Annotated in this window: 22 protein-coding genes and 1 riboswitch; of the genes, 14 read left to right on the top strand and 8 right to left on the bottom strand. The window is 67.2% G+C overall.

All coding sequences use genetic code 11. The features are described from left to right. Positions 1 to 23 precede the first annotated feature (23 nt). Positions 24 to 764 (bottom strand): siderophore-interacting protein, encoded by a 741-nt coding sequence (locus NQ036_RS03115; RefSeq protein WP_257048332.1) that lies wholly within the window; start codon positions 762 to 764, stop codon positions 24 to 26. Positions 765 to 899: 135 nt separating this feature from the next. On the opposite strand from NQ036_RS03115, the gene NQ036_RS03110 reads away from it, so the two are divergent. Together NQ036_RS03110 and NQ036_RS03105 are read left to right on the top strand one after the other, a co-directional pair. Continuing rightward, positions 900 to 1,523 carry a hypothetical protein gene (locus tag NQ036_RS03110; RefSeq protein WP_257048333.1) on the top strand — a complete coding sequence of 208 codons (624 nt, stop codon included), beginning with the start codon at positions 900 to 902 and terminating at the stop codon, positions 1,521 to 1,523. Positions 1,524 to 1,677: 154 nt separating this feature from the next. After that, a complete protein-coding gene (locus tag NQ036_RS03105) occupies positions 1,678 to 2,916 on the top strand; it encodes a winged helix DNA-binding domain-containing protein (RefSeq protein ID WP_257048335.1) in 1,239 nt (412 codons plus the stop codon). Between the two features lie 116 nt (positions 2,917 to 3,032). On the opposite strand, the gene NQ036_RS03100 is transcribed toward NQ036_RS03105, so the two are convergent. Continuing rightward, positions 3,033 to 3,347 (bottom strand): hypothetical protein, encoded by a 315-nt coding sequence (locus NQ036_RS03100; RefSeq protein ID WP_257057066.1) that lies wholly within the window; start codon positions 3,345 to 3,347, stop codon positions 3,033 to 3,035. Between the two features lie 107 nt (positions 3,348 to 3,454). Here NQ036_RS03100 and NQ036_RS03095 point away from each other — a divergent pair, with 107 nt between their 5' ends. Continuing rightward, positions 3,455 to 3,880: a hypothetical protein gene (locus NQ036_RS03095; protein ID WP_257057065.1), complete on the top strand. Its 426-nt coding sequence runs from the start codon at positions 3,455 to 3,457 to the stop codon at positions 3,878 to 3,880. Between the two features lie 11 nt (positions 3,881 to 3,891). Here the strand turns inward: NQ036_RS03095 and NQ036_RS03090 are convergent, their stop codons facing one another. After that, on the bottom strand, positions 3,892 to 4,725 hold the full coding sequence (locus NQ036_RS03090; RefSeq protein ID WP_257057064.1) for an amidohydrolase: 834 nt from the start codon (positions 4,723 to 4,725) through the stop codon (positions 3,892 to 3,894). Between the two features lie 407 nt (positions 4,726 to 5,132). Between NQ036_RS03090 and NQ036_RS03085 the strand changes: the two genes are divergently transcribed. Beyond that, positions 5,133 to 6,602: a cytosine permease gene (locus tag NQ036_RS03085; RefSeq protein WP_257057063.1), complete on the top strand. Its 1,470-nt coding sequence runs from the start codon at positions 5,133 to 5,135 to the stop codon at positions 6,600 to 6,602. A gap of 27 nt (positions 6,603 to 6,629) precedes the next feature. Here NQ036_RS03085 and NQ036_RS03080 read toward each other — a convergent pair whose 3' ends face one another. Both NQ036_RS03080 and NQ036_RS03075 read right to left on the bottom strand, forming a co-directional pair. Then, positions 6,630 to 7,784 (bottom strand): sorbosone dehydrogenase family protein, encoded by a 1,155-nt coding sequence (locus NQ036_RS03080; protein WP_257057062.1) that lies wholly within the window; start codon positions 7,782 to 7,784, stop codon positions 6,630 to 6,632. Positions 7,785 to 7,865: 81 nt separating this feature from the next. Beyond that, complete coding sequence (locus NQ036_RS03075; RefSeq protein ID WP_257057061.1) at positions 7,866 to 8,168, bottom strand: hypothetical protein; 303 nt, start codon at positions 8,166 to 8,168, stop codon at positions 7,866 to 7,868. 76 nt (positions 8,169 to 8,244) lie between these two features. On the opposite strand from NQ036_RS03075, the gene NQ036_RS03070 reads away from it, so the two are divergent. From NQ036_RS03070 to NQ036_RS03055, 4 genes are all read left to right on the top strand, one after another. After that, on the top strand, positions 8,245 to 8,658 hold the full coding sequence (locus tag NQ036_RS03070) for a DUF3021 domain-containing protein (protein ID WP_257048343.1): 414 nt from the start codon (positions 8,245 to 8,247) through the stop codon (positions 8,656 to 8,658). A gap of 114 nt (positions 8,659 to 8,772) precedes the next feature. Then, positions 8,773 to 9,420 carry a TetR/AcrR family transcriptional regulator gene (locus tag NQ036_RS03065; protein WP_257057060.1) on the top strand — a complete coding sequence of 216 codons (648 nt, stop codon included), beginning with the start codon at positions 8,773 to 8,775 and terminating at the stop codon, positions 9,418 to 9,420. Beyond that, a complete protein-coding gene (locus NQ036_RS03060; protein ID WP_257057059.1) occupies positions 9,417 to 11,864 on the top strand; it encodes an ABC transporter permease in 2,448 nt (815 codons plus the stop codon). The genes NQ036_RS03065 and NQ036_RS03060 overlap by 4 nt, the downstream gene beginning before the upstream one ends. Positions 11,865 to 11,878: 14 nt before the next feature. Beyond that, positions 11,879 to 12,655, top strand: coding sequence for an ABC transporter ATP-binding protein (locus NQ036_RS03055; protein ID WP_257057058.1), 777 nt, complete (start codon positions 11,879 to 11,881; stop codon positions 12,653 to 12,655). 267 nt (positions 12,656 to 12,922) lie between these two features. Here the strand turns inward: NQ036_RS03055 and NQ036_RS03050 are convergent, their stop codons facing one another. Continuing rightward, on the bottom strand, positions 12,923 to 13,204 hold the full coding sequence (locus NQ036_RS03050; RefSeq protein WP_257057057.1) for an antibiotic biosynthesis monooxygenase: 282 nt from the start codon (positions 13,202 to 13,204) through the stop codon (positions 12,923 to 12,925). 276 nt (positions 13,205 to 13,480) lie between these two features. Between NQ036_RS03050 and NQ036_RS03045 the strand changes: the two genes are divergently transcribed. The 4 genes from NQ036_RS03045 (at position 13,481) to NQ036_RS03030 (ending at position 15,593) form a co-directional block, all read left to right on the top strand. Next, entirely contained in the window at positions 13,481 to 13,786 is a 306-nt protein-coding gene (locus tag NQ036_RS03045) for a DUF4190 domain-containing protein (protein ID WP_257057056.1), read from the top strand. After that, a complete protein-coding gene (locus NQ036_RS03040) occupies positions 13,776 to 14,264 on the top strand; it encodes a hypothetical protein (protein ID WP_257057055.1) in 489 nt (162 codons plus the stop codon). Before NQ036_RS03045 ends, NQ036_RS03040 begins: the two co-directional genes overlap by 11 nt. Before the next feature lie 90 nt (positions 14,265 to 14,354). Beyond that, the gene (locus NQ036_RS03035) at positions 14,355 to 15,029 is read left to right on the top strand and encodes a hypothetical protein (protein ID WP_257057052.1); all 675 of its coding nucleotides are present in this window, start codon (positions 14,355 to 14,357) and stop codon (positions 15,027 to 15,029) included. Between the two features lie 3 nt (positions 15,030 to 15,032). Further along, positions 15,033 to 15,593 carry a DUF3592 domain-containing protein gene (locus NQ036_RS03030; RefSeq protein ID WP_257057051.1) on the top strand — a complete coding sequence of 187 codons (561 nt, stop codon included), beginning with the start codon at positions 15,033 to 15,035 and terminating at the stop codon, positions 15,591 to 15,593. A gap of 215 nt (positions 15,594 to 15,808) precedes the next feature. On the opposite strand, the gene NQ036_RS03025 is transcribed toward NQ036_RS03030, so the two are convergent. After that, positions 15,809 to 16,177, bottom strand: a complete 369-nt coding sequence (locus tag NQ036_RS03025) for a VOC family protein (protein WP_257057050.1) — start codon at positions 16,175 to 16,177, stop codon at positions 15,809 to 15,811. 135 nt (positions 16,178 to 16,312) lie between these two features. Here NQ036_RS03025 and NQ036_RS03020 point away from each other — a divergent pair, with 135 nt between their 5' ends. Continuing rightward, positions 16,313 to 16,795 carry a MarR family winged helix-turn-helix transcriptional regulator gene (locus tag NQ036_RS03020; protein ID WP_257057049.1) on the top strand — a complete coding sequence of 161 codons (483 nt, stop codon included), beginning with the start codon at positions 16,313 to 16,315 and terminating at the stop codon, positions 16,793 to 16,795. Positions 16,796 to 16,876: 81 nt separating this feature from the next. Here NQ036_RS03020 and nhaA read toward each other — a convergent pair whose 3' ends face one another. After that, the gene (nhaA, locus tag NQ036_RS03015) at positions 16,877 to 18,223 is read right to left on the bottom strand and encodes a Na+/H+ antiporter NhaA (protein ID WP_257048355.1); all 1,347 of its coding nucleotides are present in this window, start codon (positions 18,221 to 18,223) and stop codon (positions 16,877 to 16,879) included. A 234-nt stretch (positions 18,224 to 18,457) separates the two neighbouring features. Further along, positions 18,458 to 18,580, top strand: a riboswitch (TPP riboswitch). A gap of 109 nt (positions 18,581 to 18,689) precedes the next feature. Between nhaA and NQ036_RS03010 the strand changes: the two genes are divergently transcribed. Continuing rightward, positions 18,690 to 19,466: a 3-oxoacyl-ACP reductase gene (locus NQ036_RS03010; RefSeq protein WP_257048356.1), complete on the top strand. Its 777-nt coding sequence runs from the start codon at positions 18,690 to 18,692 to the stop codon at positions 19,464 to 19,466. Positions 19,467 to 19,471: the final 5 nt, after the last annotated feature.

Raw genomic sequence — 19,471 nt, 5'->3', positions numbered from 1 at the left:
AGCGGGGGCTGGGCCGGCGCGGATCAGTGCCCGGCCTTGCCCTCGATCCAGTAGTACTGCGTGAAGTAGGTGCCGCGCGGCATGCCCCAGGTCTCCTTGGCGTGCTGCTTGACCGCGCGGACCAGGGCGCGTTCCCCGGCGCCCCACACATAGGTGTCCGGCTGCGGGGTCGGCAGGGTGCGCAGCCACGCTGCCAGTTCTGTGCCCTTGGGCTCGTTCGCGGCCGGTTCGATCCAGTGCAGGTCGAGGCGCGGGTGAGTGGCGATGGGCAGGCCGGTGCGATCGGCGTGATCGTCCTCGATCGCCACCGTGATCGCCTGGTCGGCCGGGGTATCCGCGATCCACGTGTTGATCGCCGGCAGCGCAGTCAGGTCTCCCACCAGCACATACGCCGAGGTCCCCGCCGGGACCTTGGGCTGTGCCGGGGTGAGTGCCACAAGGGACTCCTGGCCCGGTTGGGCGTGCTTGGCCCAGTCGGTGGCCGCACCGGTGGCGTGCAGCACGAAGTCGGCGTCGAAGGTGCCGGCGGCCCGGTCCACCGCGGAGAAGGTATAGGCGCGCATCGTGTCCTGGCTGGTGTCCTCCTGTCGTGGGGCCCAGAGGCGGAACCAGGCGGTGGGGAACACGTCGAGGTCCGCCACGAGGTCCGGCGCGTGGAATCGGATGCGCAGGTAGTAGTCGTTGAGGTACTCGATGGACTCCACCACGACGGGGTGGTCTTTGATCCGCCACAGCTTCGTGATTACGCGATCGACATTCACCATGCAGCACAGGCTACCCTGAATCTGCGGTTCTGTGGAGCACGGCTGAGCCCTGGTCGCGAGATTCAGGGGCGAGCTCCGGTCCTGAGCGCCGGACACGGCCTACCGGAAATTTCATATCTCGCTTATATTTGCCATATGTGGCTTCTGGCAATGGTGCTGGGCACCCTTGGAATCATCTTCAATGTCTTTCTGGCCTGGCCCCAGGTGTGGCGCGCCGCGCGCGTGGGCGCCGAGGGCGTTGCGATCGGCACCGTGCTGATCGGCTTCCTGGCGCGCGCCCTGTGGTCGGCCTATGCGGTGCGCCTGCACGACCCGACCCTGTTCATCGGCCAGGCGCCGGCCGGTCTGGGACTGCTGGCCGTCGCATTCTTCGTCTCCCGGGATCGGCGCCATGTCTCCCGCCGGGCGGCCTGGACCATGTGGACGGGCCTGGTGGTGGCCGTCGCGGTGTCCTCGGTGATCGTCATGATCAGCCCCGTGATCTTCACCGTGCTGGCCGTGGGGATCGCGGCCATCGCCTCCCTGCCGCAGCTGTTCCGCGTGCTGGCCGCCCCCGAGCGCTCCAGCGGGGTGTCGGTGGCAATGCAGTGGTTCACCGCCGCGGCCAGCACCTGCTGGTTGACCTACGGGCTGGTCACTGGCAACTGGGTGATCTCCCTGCCGCACCTGGTGCTGCTGCCGGCCGCGGTCATCACCGCCTGCGTGGTGCTGCGCGCCCGCCGCAGCCCGGCCCCGCGCATGGCCGTCGCATTTCCCTGAGGTCGCGCCCCTGGAATCTCTGGGCCATGTGTTTCAGATTGGGCCATTCGTCCGGCCCAATCTGAAACACATGGCCCAAAGATCTCCGACGTGATGATCGCAGTACTGCTGCACCGTTATCGGCCGCCTGCTGCCATCGCGCTACCGTGGTGTCATGGCAGTCCGCGTATCCGTCGAACAGGTAATCGCCCATCGCCTGCGCGCGCACCATCTGGACGAGCGCCTGGGCGAGCCGGCGGGCCCCATGACGGCCTTGGGTTGTGCTGCGGGGGCGTGCGGCGTCCAGGACAGCCCGCCCGGGTCGGCCCTGCTGTCCCTGCACGCCCGGGTCCGCGGCGTCACCCGGGAGCGCTTCGACGCAGCCCTCGGCACGGAGAAGTCACTGCTGGGCAGCTGGTGCATGCGCGGCGCTCCGTACTTCTTCCCCACAGCCGACCTCGCGGTGTTCACCGCCGGCGTGCTGCCGGCAGACGAGGCCGCCCTGCGGCATTTCCTTCCGGGCGCGGTTCCCAGCGTGGACCGGCTGGGCATGAGCCTGGACGCTCTCGCCGACCTGGCCGCCGCCGAGGTCCCCGCCGTGCTGCGCGGGCGTCGGCTGGCGATCGGGGATCTGGGCCGGGAACTGGCCGAGCGCCTGGCCGAACACCTCACCGCCGACCAGCAGAGGGTCTGGTGGCAGGAGGGCCCGCACGCCGCCGGACAGCCCGTCGGCGAGGCCCTCGTGCATTTCTGCGTTCGGATCCTCACGTGTCGTGGAATCGTGTGTTTCGCTCCCCGCCAAGACAAGACGCAGCCGTTCATCCTGGTCGAGGACTGGCTGGGCGCCGACGGGTGCCGGGCCCAGCGCGATGCTGTCGGCGCCGATGACTTCGCGGCTGCGCGCACCGAACTCGCCCGGCGCTACCTGCACTGTTACGGGCCATCGACGCGGGCGGATTTCGCATCCTGGCTGGGGGTGCGCACGGGCGACGTGGGTCCGTGGTGGGACGGCCTGTCCGATGAACTGACCCAGGTGGACTTCGGACGCCGGACTTGGATGCTCGAGGCCGATGTGGAGGCACTCGCCGCGGCGTCCCTTCCGGAACCGGGGACCGGTGGGGTGCGCCTGCTGCCGCCGCACGATCCCTACACTCAGGCGCGGGATCGGAGCACGATCCTCGACAAGGGGTTCCATCGGCAGATGTGGAAACCGGTGGGGGATCCGGGTGCTGTTCTGGTCGATGGGCGGATCGTGGGCATATGGCGTCCGCGCAAGGCCGGTAGACGGTTGCAGCTGAAGGTCTCGGAGTTCGCGCCTCTTTCTCCGGAGGCCCGCCAAGCGCTCCGCACGGAGGCGGAGTGCATCGCGGTCCTGCGGGGAGCCTCGGCCGTAGGGGTCGAATTCGACGCATGATGCGCCGTTTCTCGTGTCCCCGAAATCTGTGGGCCATTTGTTTCAGATTGGGCCATTCGTCCGGCCCAATCTGAAATAGATGACCCAGAGATCTCCGGTGTGCTGCTTACTTCGCGTTATTGCCGGCCCAGCGCGTCGACCAAGTCCTCGACGTCCGGGGCGAGCATGATCCGACCCTGATAGAAGAAGACGGGTGGGACGTACCAGATTTGCACGGCCCAGGAATTGAGTTCGGCCAGGTGCCGGACGTCCTCGGCGTCCAATTCGGCGCCCGAGCGCAGCCTGCGGAGCGCGTCACCGGCTGAAGCGACCTCGCACGCGGTATGGAAGTTGTGTTCCCGGACGATGGAAGGTTCTGTGTCGTCCGGCTTCCACGACCGCAGCTCCTCACCGGGTCGAAAGTTCGACGACTCGAAGAACTCCACGGACACACCAGCCTCCCTCGGTACCTTGGAACGCCCATTGTAGGGACGTTTGACAATCCTCGCAGGCGGGAGAAACGTGTGTGCAAATGAGAGCCGTATGAGGGAGGCATCACATGAGCGACGATGAGTTGAAGCCCGAATCGGAAGCTGTGCCGAAGGCTGCACAGGCCGGTGTGGCACCGCAAAGTCCCGCGCAGGAGGGAATGGCGCAGCCCACGACCGGCCCGACCAAACCGAAGAGCAAGGAGTGGCTGGTGTGGGCGGCGCTCGCCGATATGATGGCCGCCTTCATCGGCGGATTCGTGCTCGTCGGCATATCGCCCGATGAGCACTTCGCGGCGGTTCCAGCCGCATGGATCGTGGTCACGGGCCTGCTGCTCATCCTCTTCATCGCCATGGGAGCTTCAGGCGAATCGGGGAATGGTCGCCTGAGCCTGGTCATCCTCGGCATAGTGGTCGTCATCGGAACCATCGTCCTGGCCATCATTGCCTTTTATGCGGCCGTCTTCATGGGCTACGGGCACACAGTAGAAGGCTGACCGTGGTAGCCCTACCGCCCGTCGGCTCCCGGGTAGAACTGCGCGGCGTTGTCCCAGAACACCTTGGGGACCTCATCGGGCTGCAGAGCCGCGCGGACGATGTCGAAGTCGGCTTCCTGGAAGGGGCGCCGGGCCCGAGTCGACGGAAGATCGGTGCCGATCATCAGCGCACTGGGGTCGATGTCCATGATCGCGCGGATCGCCTTGGCCGGATCGATGTCGATCCGGCCGAACCCGGTGGCCTTGACCCTCACCCCGCGTTCGACCAGGCGCAACAGGTTCCCCAGTCCTGCTGCGCTCATCCCCAGATGGTCGATGCTGACCGCCGGAAGGCTCGCAATACGATCGCATAACCCGGCATCCAGCCCCGCGGCGTCGATGTAGATCTCCGCATGCCACCCCACCAGGTCGTATACCCGGCGGGCGAAGGGCTCGAGGTCGGCCAGCACGGCCGTGCCACCTCGGGCCACGTTGAAGCGCACCGCACGCACCCCGGCCGCGTGCAGTTCGCGGATCCTCCGGTCAGTAGTGTCGGCGGGCAGCTGGGTGACGCCCACGAACCCGGGGCCCAGGTCGGCCAGCGCAGCCACTAAGTAGTCCTGGTCGAAGCCCTGGAACGAACCCGATACGACCGCGCCGCCGGCGATCGGCAGGTCCGCGATGCGCGTCCGGTAGTCGGCGACCGTGAAGGGTTCGGGCAGGTAGCCGTTGTTGACGATGAGCGGGTGGGCCGGATCGATGATGTGCAGATGAGCGTCGAACACGGGCTGGGCCGCGTCGCACTCCGGCCGGGGTGCGACGGCGGTTTGCGGACCTGCTGGTGGGTGGGCGGGGGAGTGGTTCATCGGGTGATCTCCAATATCCTGTCGTCGGTCGGATTCTCGCGCCCGCGCGATCCTTGGACCAGCTGTTTCAGATTTGACTGTTCGAACAGCCAAATCTGAGATAAACAGTCCAGAGAAGGATTGTCGAGCCCGGGCTGAGGGTAGATCACACCAGCGACCGCCGCGGAGCGACGCCGAGCGCGGTATACTCGAGGTAAGTTTTCCACGATAGTAAGTGTGCTGATTATAAGTATCTCAGGTCGACTGCGTCAGGTTGTCCACCCACTGTCCTCCGACTGACAGTCGCATCGCGCGGGTCCACGTGCTTCCACACGCCTCCCAGCGCCATCGCGCACTTTCACTTTTCACATCCGTGGCGGCACTTCTGTGGCCACGTACTCGTCATCAATTCCAGAAGGTCTTGACACATGCCCGGTGACACCGGCTCCCCATCCACGATCGAACACCATTCCATTGACTACATTCCAGAGTCCGAGCGGTACGGCAAAGCCTGGCACCTGGGTCCACTGTGGTTCGCGGTCAACGCGAACCTGACCATTCTGGCCACGGGGGTTTTCGGTCTGCTGGCCGGCGCCAACCTCTTCTGGTCCATGGTCGCGGCCCTGACCGGGGTTTCGGTCGGCACGTTCTTCATGGCATCCCACTCGGCACAGGGACCGCAGCTGGGAATGCCCCAGATGGTGCAGTCACGCGCCCAGTTCGGGTACCGCGGAGCACTCGTGGTCGTTCCCGGCGTGTTGATCATGTACATCGGCTACAACATCCTCAACACCCAGCTCGCCGCCGAGGCGACCAATGTCGTGATCGGTGATTTCGGCGGAGGGGCCCTGCCGCCCAGCTTGCTCTACATCCTGCTCCTGGTCCTCGTCCTGATCGTGGCTGTGGTCGGCTACAACCTCATCCATGTGGTCCAGCGCGTGCTCACGGTGCTCTTCCTCATCGTGTTCGGCACCCTGACCATCGGAGCGCTCTTCACCATTCACCTGTCGGCCGGCGCTATGAATCCGAACAACGGGTTCGTCTGGCTGGCCTTCCTCTCCCAGTTCAGCATCGCAGCGGCCAGCCAGATGGGCTGGGCTCCCTATGTCGCGGACTACTCGCGCTACCTGCCCAAGCGGGTGGGCCTGCGAGCGACGTTCTGGTGGACCTACGCTGGTTCGCTTTTCGGTGCGGTTTGGATGATGTGGTTGGGCGCACTCCTGATGAGTGCGGTGGGCCTGGACGCCAGCCCCGTTACCGCGGTGCACTCCGCCGCGCAGCACCTCTTCGCAGGATTCGGCCCCATCGTGCTCATCGTCGCGATCCCCGGGTTGTTGGCAGTGACCACGGTCAACACCTACTGTGCCGGTCTGACACTGCTGACGGTGTCCGATTCGATCCGACCGTTGAAGGCCACGACGACCAAGCGGGTCCTGTCCAGTGCCATCATCGCCGTCGCCACCTTCGCGGGGGCCTCGTACGCCTCCGAGAACTTCCTGGCGACCTTCCAGAACCTCATCGTCATCATGCTGTACTGCTTCATCCCGTGGACCTCGATCAACCTGCTGGACTTCTACGTCATCCGGCGTGGTCGTTATGAGATCAAGGAGATGTTCAAGCCGGACGGCGTCTACGGTAAATGGAACTGGCGGGGCCTGGTGACATATGTGGCCACCATCGTGATCATGGTGCCGTTCTTCAGCATCGGCGACTGGTACACGGGCTCCGTGGCCGAACGGTTGGGCGGGATCGATATCGCCATGTTCGTCGGACTGCCCATTGGCGCCATCATCTACTACATCCTCAACCGGTACGGGTCCCGGCCCGACGGGATGCTCGATCAGGCGCAGGCCTCGGCCCCGGCGGCCAAACCCAAGTCGGCTCCGGCGCTCGCCTGACCGGGTGGGCGCACGGTCACGCTGCGGCTACTGTCCTCCGGGTTGAACCTCCAGGATCCGGTCGTCGCCTCGACCCGGGCTGCCGCGGCCGTCCGTATTGTTCGTCACCGCCCACAGCCCGCCAGCGGGAGCGCTCACCACATCGCGCAGGCGCCCGTGCTCGCCCACGAAGTATTCGTGTTGCTGCTTCGGGTCTGCCAACTCGACCGTGCGCAGGCGCTCGCCGCGCAGGTTCGCGATATAGGCGGTGCCGCCGGAGATCGCCATCCCGCTGGGACTGGCCTCGGACGGTTTCCACTGCGCGATCGGATCGGTGAACCCCTTCCGTTTGGCCGCGCCCTCGACGGTGGGCCAGCCGTAGTTGGCGCCGGCCTCGATCGCATTGAGCTCATCCCAGTCGTCCTGGCCGAACTCCGAGGCATACATCGCACCCTTGGCGTCCCAGGCGATGCCCTGCGGGTTGCGATGGCCGAGGGTGTAGACGAGCGAGTCGGCGAAGGGATTGTCCTTGGGCACGCCACCGTCCGGCGTCATCCGCAGGATCTTGCCCGCGAGCGATTCCCTGTTCTGAGCGTTGGGCCGATCGCCGGCGTCCCCGGTGGTCGCGTAGAGCATTCCGTCGGGCCCGAAGGCCAGCCGGCCGCCATTGTGATTGCCCGCCGCTGGGATCCCGTCGACCAGGGTGCTGGGCCGGCCGAGCCTGAAGCCGCCAGGCTCACCCGTGAGCGTGTAGCCGACGATCCGGTTGCCGTCGGCCGCGGTGTAATAGGCGTAGAGCCGCGAGCCCTGCACTGTGATGCCCAGCAGCCCGGCCTCGCCGGAGGCCTCGACCCCGTCGATCGTGCCGACGGTCCGCGTCCCGCCGTCTGCGCCCAATTCGAGGATGCGGCCCGAATCGCGCTCGCTGACCAGTGGTGTGTTCTGCGCGAAGGCCACCGACCAGGGCGCTTGCAGGCCCGAGGCGATGGTCTCGGGGCGTTCCGCGATCGGCCGGCCCGTGGCCGGTTTGGTGCCCGTGGCCGAGGTCGCCCCCGGTTCGGCGGTGGCCGATCCGGCCGCCGTTGCCCGGGTTCCGGAGGGAGGCGCCCGATGGCCTGCGGGGCCGTGTTGCCCCGTGCAACCGGCCAGTACGAGGCAGGCGGCCAATCCTGCACTGATGAGTGCCCGGTGTGGATGGTTCATAACGTCCTCCCGTCGGATTGGCCTTCCAGCCTAGAGCCGGCGGGTGGGGCAGGGGTGCGTGGATCCGACGACTTCGTCGTTTCACGTGGAACGGCCGGATATGTTCCTATCAGCATCCGGCACATCCTGCGCCACGGAAGTGCGCGCCGCCTCCTGTGCTGCCGCCCTGGCCCAGAGGAGCTCGCCGGGCTGGCGCAGCGTGAGCCATTCGGCGACCTCGCCGCCGTCGCACCGGCACAGTGCCACGCGCGCCACCCCGGGGCCGAGGCCCTCGATCCGCCAGGTGCCGCCCGCCCCCTCCCAGCGGTCTACCGCTGCGGGCATGGGTGGCGAGTGCGGGTCCGGGGAATCCGCACGGGAGTCTGTGCCGGGGGTCTCTGCCATGTTCCAACGGTACGGCACGGTCGTGTACGAGGCTCCTGTGGTTCACTCTGTATCCTGCAAGAATGAAGGCTGTGAAATGATCTGGCGGATCTTGGCTGCGACCGTCATTCCCCTGGGGATCATGACCGCGATCGGGCTGTACCTGCTGTCTCAGGGCGAGGTCGCCGATGGCCGCTCCGTGCTGTGCGTGGGTGTCATCGCCGGGGCCGTCGGGGGATCGGCATTCATTTATCAGATCGAACGGTGGAGCCTGTTGCGCCAGTCCCTTCTCCACCTGGGGATCATGCTGGTCACGGTCCTGCCGGCGCTGCTGTCCACCGGCTGGTACGACCTGGGCACGGCCGCCGGCTGGTGGGGTGCGGTGGTGACCTTCGCGATCTGGGGCATCGGACTCTGGTCGATCCTGTACTGCGTGTTCAAGCTGATCGACCGGCGCAGGGCACGGCGCGAGTCGCAGTACCCTGAGGGGTCGCAGCACTCCGAGGCCTGAGCGTGGCATAAACACGGCATAAGCGGCATGGCGACACCGGACCGAAGTGGTTGAACCCCGCGTCGCACCTACAGGTCTACACTGTAGACTCACGCACATGTTGGAGGGTCGGCCATGAGTCAACGCAAGGGTGCGCGGGACACCCTGCTGAGCCGCGAGCGGGTGGCCGAGGCCGCGCTGCGCCTGATCGACCGCGACGGCCTGGAGCGGTTGAGCATGCGCCGGCTGGGCGCGGAACTGGGCGTGGACGCGATGATGGTCTACCGCTTCTTCGCCAATAAGGCCGCGGTGCTCGATGGGGTGATGGGCACGATCTGGGCAGGCGTCCGGATCCCCGAACCCGAGTCCGGCACCGACTGGCGGGATCAGCTCGTCGCGACCATGCACGCGTTGCGCACCAGCCTGCTCGCCCACCCGAGGGCGCTGCCCGTGATCGGCACGCGGCCCGCCTCGGGAAACGCAACCTTCGACCTGATGGAGCAGCTGCTCACCCGGCTCATCGCAGCCGGCCTGCCGGTGCGCGCGCAGACTGCCGATCTGCTCAACGCCCTGGTCAACTACACCGTGGGCCATGTCCTGGCCGAGGCCGGGGAACCGGCGGGCGGGGACACGGACGAACACGGTGATCTCCAGGTGCTGCTCGCCCGTTACCCGCATCTTGCCTCGGTCTTCGCAGCCGGCTGGACCTACGATCCGCATCGGCAGTTCGACACTGCGTTGCGCGCCATGGTCGCCGGCTGGGCCAAAGGGGGAACCCCATGAAATCGCTCCTGCTGCGTTATCTGGGCAACGACCTGCGCCGCAACCGGGGCGTGACCATCGTGCTGCTGATCGTGCTCGTGGTCAGCGCCTTCCTCATGGCCAGCGGAGCGCTGGTGATGGAGCGCCTCGGCGGTTCGGTGGGCCGACTGAGCGCGGCGGCCCGTCCCCCGCACTTCCTGCAGATGCACCAGGGCGAATACGACCGCCGCGCCCTGGACGACTTCGCCGCAGCCCACCCGGAGATCGCCGACTGGCAGATCGAGCAGATGGCCGGCTTCGACGGACAGCAGATCACCTGGACGCGCCCGGGCACCGAGTCGCGCGGTGACCTCTCCGAGAGCCTCATCGACAATCTGTTCGTCAAGCAGTCCGCGGGCTTCGACCTGCTGCTCGACCGCGCCGACGCCCCTGCGCAGCCGGCCGCCGGCGAGGTGTACGCACCCGTCGGCTACGAACGGCTCTTCGATCTGCGGACCGGGGACGTGCTCACCGTGGGCGCCGCGGACACGGGCGTCCGCCTGCGGGTGGCGGGCTTCGTGCGCGACGCCCAAATGGCGTCCTCCCTGTCCTCGGCGACGCGCTTCGTCGTCGCGCCGCAGGACTTCGCCCGCTTGCAGCAGAGCACCTCAGCCCCCGAGGTCATCATCGCCTACCGGCTGCACGACACCGCGCAGATCGACGGGCTGCAGCGGGCCTACGAATCCGACTCCGCCCTGCCGAAGAACGGCCAGGCCGTCACCGAGGTGATGATCCGGCTGGTCAATATGCTCAGCGACGGACTGGTCGCCGTGGCTTTCGTCTTCGCAGGCCTCCTGCTCATCATCATCGCCCTGCTCAATGTGCGCTTCGTGATGCGCGGGACGATCGAGGACGAGATCCACGAGATCGGCGCGCTCAAGGCGATCGGCATCCCACAGCGCACCATCACGCTGCTCTACCTGGCGCGCTACGGCGCGATGGCGCTGCTCGCCTGCCTCATCGGCGGTGGGCTGGCGGTCGCCTCGCTGGGCGCCCTGACCTCGGGCATCCGGGCGAATTTCGCCGAGGCGCCGGTCACCTGGCTCACGGTGCTGGCCCCGATCCTGGCGCTCGCGGCGCTGCTGGCCCTGGTCCTGGGGATCTCGGCCCGCGCGATGCGCGCGGTGCGCCGGGTGGGCGTGGTCGAGGCGCTCGTGCAGGGGCGCACCACCCCGGCCAGGCATGCGCGGCCCGTCAGGCGGGCGAAGTCGACCAAGCGGGCCCGGACCTCGGCTCCGTCCGTCCCCGCCCGGAAATCCGCGGCGAGCCGGAAGTCCCATCTGGCCCCCAGCCGCGGGGGCCGGCTGAACCTGCGGCTGGCCCTGCTCGATCTGCGCGCCGAACGCCGCCGGTGGGGGCTGGTGCCCGCAGTGTTCTTCCTTGCGGCCCTGCTCATCACCCTGCCGATGAACCTGCTGAGCACCTTCGAAAGCCCCCGCTTCGTCACCTATATGGGCGCGCCCCAGAGCGATCTGCGCGCCGACATCCAGTTCGTCGACCCCGCCGCCGGCACCGGGGCCGAGGCGATGGCCAAGCTGCGGGGGCAGCTGGATCGGGACTCACGGGTGACCGATGTCAAGGCCTTCGCCACGGTGCTCGCCGAGACCCCCGGGGAGGAGGGGTGGGAGGCGCTGCGTGTGGGCATCGGCGACTATTCGGACGCCGGGCTGGTGTACCTGTCCGGCTCCGGGCCGCGGGACGGGCAGATCGCGCTGTCGGCCTTCAACGCCGAGAAATACGGCGTGGGACCGGGGGACTCGATCGAGCTGCGACAGGCCGGTGGCACCACACGGGCCCAGGTCAGCGGCGTCTACCAGGACGTGACCAGTGGCGGCTTCACCGCGAAACTGCAGGGCGAACCCCCTGCCGAAGCCGAAAGATGGACCCTCTTCGCCGATGTCGCCCCTGGTGCTGATCCGGCCGGGGTCTCCGCGGACCTGGATGCGGCGAATCCGGCGGCCACCGTCATCCCGATGCGCGAATACGTGCGGCAGACGCTGTCCTATGTCACGGATACGCTGCGCACCGCCGTCATCATCACCCTGGTCTTCGGGATCGGCTCCGCGGCACTTATCTCCACCCTGTTCCTGCGCCTGTGCATCGGGCGGGACCGGCAGAAGATGGGGGTGCTGTCCGTGCTCGGCTTCTCAACAAATGAGATCATCGGCCAGCTCCACCTCAAAATGCTCATCACGGTGGCGGCCGGCACCGTCCTAGGCACGCTGGTGGCGGCGACCCTGGGTGAGCGCCTGGTGGGAGCGCTCATCTCCCTGGCCGGACTGGGTCTGACCCAGCTGACCTTCATCCCGCAGCCGTGGATTGTCTACGCGCTGTTCCCCGTCCTGCTCATCGGCGCAGGAATGGGCGGGGCCGCACTCGTGGCGCACAGTCTGCGCGGGGCCGACCGCAGCGGGTGGCTGCGATGACGAAAGGAAGCGATATGACAGGCGGGAGCCAACCGCGTCTGCAGGTGCGCGATCTGTCCAAGACCTTCTTCACCACGGATCCGCCGGTCGAGGTGCTGCGCGGGATCGACCTGGACGTGGCAGCCGGCGAGTACCTGGCGATCATGGGGGCCTCGGGCTCGGGCAAGTCGACCCTGCTCTACGCCATGAGCGGGATGGACCATCCGACCGGCGGCAGCGTGCGCCTGGACGGGCGCGAGCTGACCGAGCTGGGCGAGGCCGAGATGAGCCGGGTCAGGCTGACCCGGATGGGCTTCGTGTTCCAGCAGTCGCACTTCCTCCGCAATCTCAATATCCGGGACAATGTGCTGCTCCCTGCGCTCAAGGCCGGCAACAGCGCCGAGCAGGCCGCCGCGGCGCAGCAGACGGTCGACCGGCTGCTGGAGCGCTTCGGCATCGCCGAGGTCGCCGACCACGAGGTCACCCAGGCTTCGGGCGGGCAGCTGCAGCGGGCCTCGCTGTGCCGGGCCCTGGCCACCGACCCGGCCGTATTGTTCGCCGATGAGCCCACCGGAGCGCTGAACAGCAGCGCCACCCAGGACGCGCTCGATGCGCTGACCGAGGCGAACCGGGCGGGCACGACCATCGTCATGGTGACCCACGATCCGGTCTGCGCGGCCCGGGCCGAACGGCTGGTCTACCTGGTCGACGGCCGGGTGGTCGACACCCTGCGGCAGGGACCCTGGAGCGCCGAGGCCGCGGCTCAGCGGGAGCGGGAGCTGCTGGCCTGGCTGGGCGGCCAGGGGTTCTGAGCGGGCGGAAACGACTGGCCATCATTGGTGATGGCCTGGCTGGTCATGCTGTTCAGTGACATCCAACCCCGGCATCCGTATCCTATGCACGCCCGCCGGCGCTGCCGCAGTTCACGAATACAGCCGGTTGGCCCCTTCCGATCCAGCTCGCCGTTCTCGGCGTGCTCTATGCGCTCATCGCCGGGACGGTTTACCTGCCGTTGGGGTATGCGGCTGATCGGGTGCTTGGAGCCCGCCCGGTTATCGTGTCCTGCTGAGAGAATCGACTCAGACCACTTCGAAGCCCCAGGCGTCGACGCTCATGCCGCGTCGCTGATCGGCATCGTGGGCGTGCTGATCGCGGGCGGCACTCCAGGCCTCGTAGGCCTCCCGGGTGTCCCAGCGGGTGACGACGAAATACTTGTCCTGGCCGCTGACCGGGCGCAGTAATTCGAAGCCCGCGAATCCCGGTGCCTGGTCCACCGCCTTCTTGCGCGCGGCGAAGCGCTTCTCGATCTCGGCCGCGGCGCCGGGAGGGAAGGTCAGTGCGGTGATGTTGACGAATGCCATGGTGGTCTCGCTTCCCCGCCCAGTTCCCGGGCGGTCGTCGGGGTTTGGAGATTGCGGATAAGCCCACCCTAACAACGTGGGCGCGGTGGGTGCTAGGCGAATGACGAAGATCGGCTGGTACCCTGGCCCGGCGTAACGATCCGATTTCGCAGGCGCGCAGAGGGTGATGAGATGTCCCATCCGAACGATCCCCGGCAACAGGGTTGGTATACCGGCGGTCCCGGTGGAGGGAATCCGCCGGTTCCGGGCTACCCTCCCGCCCCGGGGAATGCGCCTGTGAACCCGCCGGGGAACGCTGCGGGTGCCGGGTCCAAGAACGGTGTGGGCCTCTGGGCCATGATCCTGGGCATTGTCGGCTTCATCGTCTGGCCGGCCGGCGTGGTGGCGATCATCCTGGGGATCCTCGGCCTGCGCAACCTCAACCTGAACCGTGCCGACAACAAGGGGCAGACCGTCACGGGTCTGGTCCTGGGGATCTTCACGACGATCGTCGGGTTCATCGTGAGCGTGGCCATCGTGATCGCGTTGATCGTCGGCATCGGGGCGACTTCGCAGGATGACACCGGGGGGGATGCACGGTGACTCGGGGATGCAGGGTGATTCCCCGGCTGAGCCGGCACAGCCCGGCTCCGGAGGGGACGCAGGGGGTCAGAAGGCCTCCGGACAGGAACTGGTGCCGGGGGTGACCATGGAATTGGAGCCCGAGGCGTCCGGCAAGGCGTCCGAGCACGCCGCTCCCGACAGGATCCAGGGGCAGAACCCGGTCTTCCTGCGCGTGCACCTGCGCAATTCCTCGGATGCGGACTTCGCTCCACCGTACCCGCTCATCACGTGCACCTACGGTGGGGGAGCCGAATGTCCGGAGGTCTTCGACAGGAGTGTGTCTCCGACCATCGATGGGACCGACAAGGGATTCCACTCCTCTGTTCCCGCGGGCAAGGACCTGTCCTTCATCACCGCCTATGCCGTACCGGCCGAGCAGATGAAGTCATTGCACCTGAAGTACGAGTTCGCGATCGACGGGCAGGGCCGGCGTGCTCTGGACTTCTCGGCGGGGTGATTCGTCCGGGACACCGGGCGGACCACCCCGGGTGACCTGGGTCTATGGGTCGCAGAGGCGCAATGTGACCTGCGTGATACGTTTAGAAACATGAATAGGTTAAGGATTACATCAGGCGTTGTCGCCGTTGCCGCCACCATCGCCCTGGCCGGGTGTGGGGGAGGGGGCGCGGGGGAGGCCGAACAGGACTCCCAACCCTCGCAGGCGGCTGCCCAACCGGCCGAGGCCTCGGCCCCGGGTGCCGATGGGGGCGCTGCGGCGGGCGAGGACTCCGCCGCCGCGGGGCAGCAGGGCGGCGGCCCGGTTGCCGACGGTCAGGAGGTGACGGACAAGGAGTACACGTTCCGCCTGCCCGCCGACTGGACGGATGCCAAGACCGTCCCCGGCGCCTCGATTCCCGACGGAATGAAGGTGTATGCGCTCAAGGGCACCAAGGACGGTATCCCCAATATGAATATCGCGATGACCACCACGACGAGTGCTGATACGACGATCGATGATGTGGAGAAGGACGCGATATCCCAGATCAAGGACACCGGCGCCAAGAACCCGAAGGAATACGACAAGTTCACCGTCGACGGTGAACAGGCCCTGCACTTCTCGATGGAGAGCCAGAGCAACGGCCGGTCCTTCCTCGCCGACCAGTTCTACCTGCTGCACGGCACGAATGTCTACGTTCTGAGCTTCGGCAACGACCCGAAGGTCAAGCAGGGCGATCGCAACGACATGCTGGTCTCCGTGCTCAACAGCTGGAAGTGGAAGTAGAGCATGGGAAAACGCCGGATGGAGTCGGGGTGGTGGATCACCCCGGCCTGTGCCTTCGCGCTCGCGGCCTTCATGATCGTGCTGGGCGTGTGGGACCGGCAGATCAACCGGCACGAGGCGTCGACGATGACGTCCACGGTGACGGCGAGTGTGTTGGCCGGGTCGAGCGAATCGACGCACCGGGAATGCGGTTCGGAGCAGAAGACGTGCAGCACGACCTACACCTGCACGATCCGGTACGTCTTCACTCCGGACCCGGCCAGGCCCGAGGCCAGGGCCACCGGTGAGGCCGAAGAGTCCGGGCGCTGTGGTGAGCAGCAGGCCGAGGGGACTCAGCGCACCGTCTACTTCGATCCGGCGGATACGGCCCAGTCGACGGTGTCCGACCCCAATGCGGGGTTGAACCGGCACGGCTGGCTGCTGTGGGTGGGTATCGGGGTCCTCAGTCTGGCCTTCGGTTTCGCCGGCATCTGGTTCCACCGCTGGCTGGCGGGCCTCGGCGAGGCGAAGAATGAATCGCGGAAGCAGTCGGCCGGGCCCGCGAGGCCCGAAGGGGCAGGGTAGGCGGGCCCGGCGGGGAACGGCCCGATCCCGGGTGGGCCCGCCATACCGGGATCCTGGCCGCCGATCCCGGTGCGGGGGTCGTGGTCGAGGTGCAAGGTTGAGGGTGCGCGGCAGGTCGAGCTTGAGCGCGTTCGCGGATTGTGACTGGGTGGGCCGTGCTTGTTCGGGTCGCGCTTGTCCGGACTGTGTTTCCGAAGCCGGTGTGCGCATGGCGATCAGGCCTGGTCGTGCACCGTGACGGCGTAGCCGTCCGGGTCCGCGAAGGTGAAGGTCCGGCCGAAGGGGCTGGGCTTGGGCTCCGAGAGGATCGGGGCGCCCGCGGCGGTCAGCGAGTCGTAGAGCCCCTGCACATCGTCGCAGCACAGCCACAGCGCGACTCCCAGACCGGGCTGCTGGACCTGGTCGAGATTGACGCCGGGTAGCGGTTCGCGCACGGCGAAGGCGATCGGGGTGGTGGTGAAGACGATTGCGCCGGGAGGTGCGCTCGGCGCCCGGTGCAGGCCGAGGTGGGTCTCGTAGAACTTCGCCGAGCGCTGCAGGTCGCGTACCTGGAGGGCGATGAAATCGGGTCCGGTGACTGACATGGGGTGTTCCTTACTGTTCGACTGTCCTGGATCGACGATCCTGGACCGATTGTCCTGGTCCGTCCGGGGTTCGGTCCGAAGCCGGAGCGCGATGTCAGGATGCTGACGTAGTCCACTATATGTCAGAATACTTACATGATTCAAGAGGTGGACGCGCGCGCGGCAGCCGAATCCGGAACCGCCGATTCCGGACCCGAGGATTTGGGGACGCTGGTGGGCTACCGGCTCAAAGAAGTGCAGTCGATACTGCGCTCCCGGATGGACGAGACCCTGCGGCCACTGGGCCTGACGACCCCGCAATACGTCTGCCTGGAGGTGCTCAGTCGCACTCCGGGCGCCTCGAACGCGGAGCTGGCCCGCGGCGCCTTCGTCACCCGGCAGACCATGAACACCCTGCTGCGCGGCCTACAGGAGCGGGGCCTGATCGAACGCGCGGTGCGCGCATCCAGTGGCAGGGCACTGCCGATTTCACTCACCGCGGCCGGGCGCGAGCTGCTGGGGGCCGCCGTCGAGCGCACCCACCGGGTCGAGGCCCGCCTGGTCTCCCGGCTCACCGCCGTTCAGCGCGAAACGCTGCAGGAAGCGCTGGCGGCCTGCGTCGAGGGCCTGCGCGATTGAATGTGGACCGTTTGTTTCAGATTCCACTGTTCGAACAGTGGAATCTGAAACAAACGGTCCATGGATGGAGGGCGCGGACCCCTACCGCAGATTGTCGCGGTAGTTGTTCTTGTACATCCGGTTGCGCGGGGCCAGCCATAGCGCGGAGAGCACGGTGGCCAGCACACTGGCCAGCAGGATCGCGATCTTCGCGTCGTTCGCATGCTCTCCGGACACGCCGAAGCTCAGATCGGATACCAGCAGTGCAACCGTGAAGCCCACGCCCGCGACGATCGACACGCCGAACAGATCGGTCCAGGTCACCTGCCGGTCCAGGCGGCCCAGCGGGGTACGGGTGATCAGCCAGGTCGAGGCCATGATGCCGATCGGCTTGCCCAGCACCAGGCCCACCATGATCCCCCAGAACACGGGCGCCTGCAGGGCTGCGACGAAACCGGACCAGCCGCCGATCGCCACGCCGGCGGAGAAGAATGCGAAGATCGGAACGGCGATGGCCGAGGACAGCGGCGAGACCCGGTCGGACAGAATCATGGCCAGGGGGCGCTGCTCGGCCTCCACGCCCGAGGTCGCCGCCGGCGCGTCCTCATCCTCCTCCTCGAGTGCCACCTGGGACGCCGGCTTGGCGCCGTTGGCGGACATGGCCGCCGGCGTCACCAGCCCCAGCACCACGCCGGCAATCGTCGCGTGCACGCCGCTTTGGTACATGCACAGCCAGGCGATTGCGCCGATCGGCAACAGAATCAGCCACATCGCCCAGGCGTGCTTGGCGAAGAATCGGGGGGCGCCGCGGACCAGGAAGAAGTAGGCGAGGATCGGGACCAGCGCGCCCAACAGCCACAGGGGCTGGAGCCCCTGGGCGTAGAAGATCGCGATGATGACGATCGCGATGAGGTCGTCGACCACGGCCAGGGTCATCAGGAAGACCCGCAGTGGGCTGGGCAGCCAGCGACCCACCACCGCCAGGATCGCCAGGGCGAAGGCGATATCGGTGGCCGTCGGAGTGGCCCAGCCCTGTAGGCCCTCGGTCCCGCTGGAGGCCACGATGGCCGCGAAGATGAGTGCCGGCACGATGACCCCGCCGCAGGCCGCGACCATCGGCGTCAGCGCCTGGCGCCAGTCGCGCAGGGCTCCACCGGTGAACTCGAACTTCAGGTCGAGGCCCACGCAGAAGAAGAACACGGCCAGCAGTGCGTCCGCGCACCAGTGGGCCACGCTCAGGTGCAGGGTGGTGAAGCCCAGGGGTAGGTCGAGGTAGGTGTCGCGCACGGCGAAGAACCAGCCCGCCAGTGGGGAGTTCGCGCAGATCACGGCCAGCACCGCCGCGACGATGAGCATGATGCCGCCCAGGTGTTCCCCGCGCAGGGCATTCATGATGGTGGTGCCCAGCGACGGTTTCGCGGGCTTGAGTGTTGTCGGTGTACTGGACATTGGGGTCCTCTTCGGATCGACGGGGTCGCCGGGCACATGCGCAGCACGTGCTCTGACCCCGATTATTCACATGAGAGACCACCCGCGCCGTATACCGTGGGTACGCGCCGAGGTGTTCCCGCCGACCAGACTTCCCGGCACACCGGGGACAACCTTAGCGGCTCATGTCGCCCAGCGCACATTCTGTGTTTCGCCGCGGCCCCTTGCCAGGTGCGCGGGGTCGTGATGTGATGGATGTGTGACACGGGGTACCGCCCGTATGCGCCGGATGAAGATCGGGTGCGACGAGTGGCTGAGAAATACCCGTTGAACCTGATCCAGTTAGCACTGGCGAAGGGATTGTCCGGTGTTCACCGCCCACCGTGGGCCGGTGACAGTGTATGGTCGGCCGGCAGCAGGGTATCCACCCGCGGGCACGACCGGACGCGCACCGATCGCCTTCGCCTCCTATCGAGAGGCATGCATCATGACATCAACCGTTCTTCCGCTCGCCGAGCAGATCGTCCTGGTCACCGGTGGGGCCCGCGGCCTGGGCGCGGCCGTGTCCAGGGCATTCCTGGGCCAGGGCGCCCGCGTCGTCATCGACTATCGTGCTTCGCACGATGCCGCCGGGGCCCTGGCCCAGGAGTTCCCCGACCGGGCACTCGCGATCCAGGCGGACGTCCGGGACCGTGCCCAAGTCGATTCCCTTTTCGCCGAGGCATCCGCCACCTGGGGTGCCCCCGTCACCACGGTGGTCAATAACGCCCTGATCGACTTCTCATTCAACGGTGATGCCCGAGCGAAGGCGGACCGGATCACGTACCCGGAACTCGCCGCGCAGTTCGCCGGTTCCGTTCAGGGCCCACTGAATGTCATCCAGTCGGCGCTGCCCGGCATGACGCGGGCCGGTTTCGGGCGGGTCGTCAACATCGGGACCAATCTGTTCCAGAACCCTGTTGTGCCGTATCACGACTACACCGCCGCCAAGGCGGCACTGCTGTCCCTGACCAGGACGTTCGCCGACGATCTGGGGCCCCGGGGGATTACCGTCAATATGGTCTCCGGTGGACTCCTGCAGACCACCGATGCATCGGCGGCCACCCCGGAAGAGGTCTTCGCCGGGATCGCCGCGAGTACCCCGCTGCGCGCGGTCACAACGCCCGAACAGCTGGCCGACGCGGTGTTGTTCTTCGCCAGCCCCTGGGCGCGGGGCGTGACCGGACAGAATCTCATCGTGGACGGCGGCCTGGTCAAGGGGTGAGGGAC

It is taken from the genome of Brevibacterium sp. 91QC2O2 (assembly GCF_024580695.1).
GTDB lineage: Bacteria > Actinomycetota > Actinomycetes > Actinomycetales > Brevibacteriaceae > Brevibacterium > Brevibacterium moorei.
Note: the sequence above shows the minus strand (reverse complement) of the source record. Positions and strands in the feature narration are given on the sequence as shown.

What these genes read in the sequence shown, in the direction of transcription:
- NQ036_RS03115 (WP_257048332.1), bottom strand. Translation starts at nt 764, where the DNA reads ATGGTGAATGTCGATCGCGTAATCACGAAGCTGTGGCGGATCAAAGAC.
- NQ036_RS03110 (WP_257048333.1), top strand. Translation starts at nt 900, where the DNA reads ATGTGGCTTCTGGCAATGGTGCTGGGCACCCTTGGAATCATCTTCAAT.
- NQ036_RS03105 (WP_257048335.1), top strand. Translation starts at nt 1,678, where the DNA reads ATGGCAGTCCGCGTATCCGTCGAACAGGTAATCGCCCATCGCCTGCGC.
- NQ036_RS03095 (WP_257057065.1), top strand. Translation starts at nt 3,455, where the DNA reads ATGAGCGACGATGAGTTGAAGCCCGAATCGGAAGCTGTGCCGAAGGCT.
- NQ036_RS03090 (WP_257057064.1), bottom strand. Translation starts at nt 4,725, where the DNA reads ATGAACCACTCCCCCGCCCACCCACCAGCAGGTCCGCAAACCGCCGTC.
- NQ036_RS03085 (WP_257057063.1), top strand. Translation starts at nt 5,133, where the DNA reads ATGCCCGGTGACACCGGCTCCCCATCCACGATCGAACACCATTCCATT.
- NQ036_RS03080 (WP_257057062.1), bottom strand. Translation starts at nt 7,784, where the DNA reads ATGAACCATCCACACCGGGCACTCATCAGTGCAGGATTGGCCGCCTGC.
- NQ036_RS03075 (WP_257057061.1), bottom strand. Translation starts at nt 8,168, where the DNA reads ATGGCAGAGACCCCCGGCACAGACTCCCGTGCGGATTCCCCGGACCCG.
- NQ036_RS03070 (WP_257048343.1), top strand. Translation starts at nt 8,245, where the DNA reads ATGATCTGGCGGATCTTGGCTGCGACCGTCATTCCCCTGGGGATCATG.
- NQ036_RS03065 (WP_257057060.1), top strand. Translation starts at nt 8,773, where the DNA reads ATGAGTCAACGCAAGGGTGCGCGGGACACCCTGCTGAGCCGCGAGCGG.
- NQ036_RS03060 (WP_257057059.1), top strand. Translation starts at nt 9,417, where the DNA reads ATGAAATCGCTCCTGCTGCGTTATCTGGGCAACGACCTGCGCCGCAAC.
- NQ036_RS03055 (WP_257057058.1), top strand. Translation starts at nt 11,879, where the DNA reads ATGACAGGCGGGAGCCAACCGCGTCTGCAGGTGCGCGATCTGTCCAAG.
- NQ036_RS03050 (WP_257057057.1), bottom strand. Translation starts at nt 13,204, where the DNA reads ATGGCATTCGTCAACATCACCGCACTGACCTTCCCTCCCGGCGCCGCG.
- NQ036_RS03040 (WP_257057055.1), top strand. Translation starts at nt 13,776, where the DNA reads ATGCACGGTGACTCGGGGATGCAGGGTGATTCCCCGGCTGAGCCGGCA.
- NQ036_RS03035 (WP_257057052.1), top strand. Translation starts at nt 14,355, where the DNA reads ATGAATAGGTTAAGGATTACATCAGGCGTTGTCGCCGTTGCCGCCACC.
- NQ036_RS03030 (WP_257057051.1), top strand. Translation starts at nt 15,033, where the DNA reads ATGGGAAAACGCCGGATGGAGTCGGGGTGGTGGATCACCCCGGCCTGT.
- NQ036_RS03025 (WP_257057050.1), bottom strand. Translation starts at nt 16,177, where the DNA reads ATGTCAGTCACCGGACCCGATTTCATCGCCCTCCAGGTACGCGACCTG.
- NQ036_RS03020 (WP_257057049.1), top strand. Translation starts at nt 16,313, where the DNA reads ATGATTCAAGAGGTGGACGCGCGCGCGGCAGCCGAATCCGGAACCGCC.
- nhaA (WP_257048355.1), bottom strand. Translation starts at nt 18,223, where the DNA reads ATGTCCAGTACACCGACAACACTCAAGCCCGCGAAACCGTCGCTGGGC.
- NQ036_RS03010 (WP_257048356.1), top strand. Translation starts at nt 18,690, where the DNA reads ATGACATCAACCGTTCTTCCGCTCGCCGAGCAGATCGTCCTGGTCACC.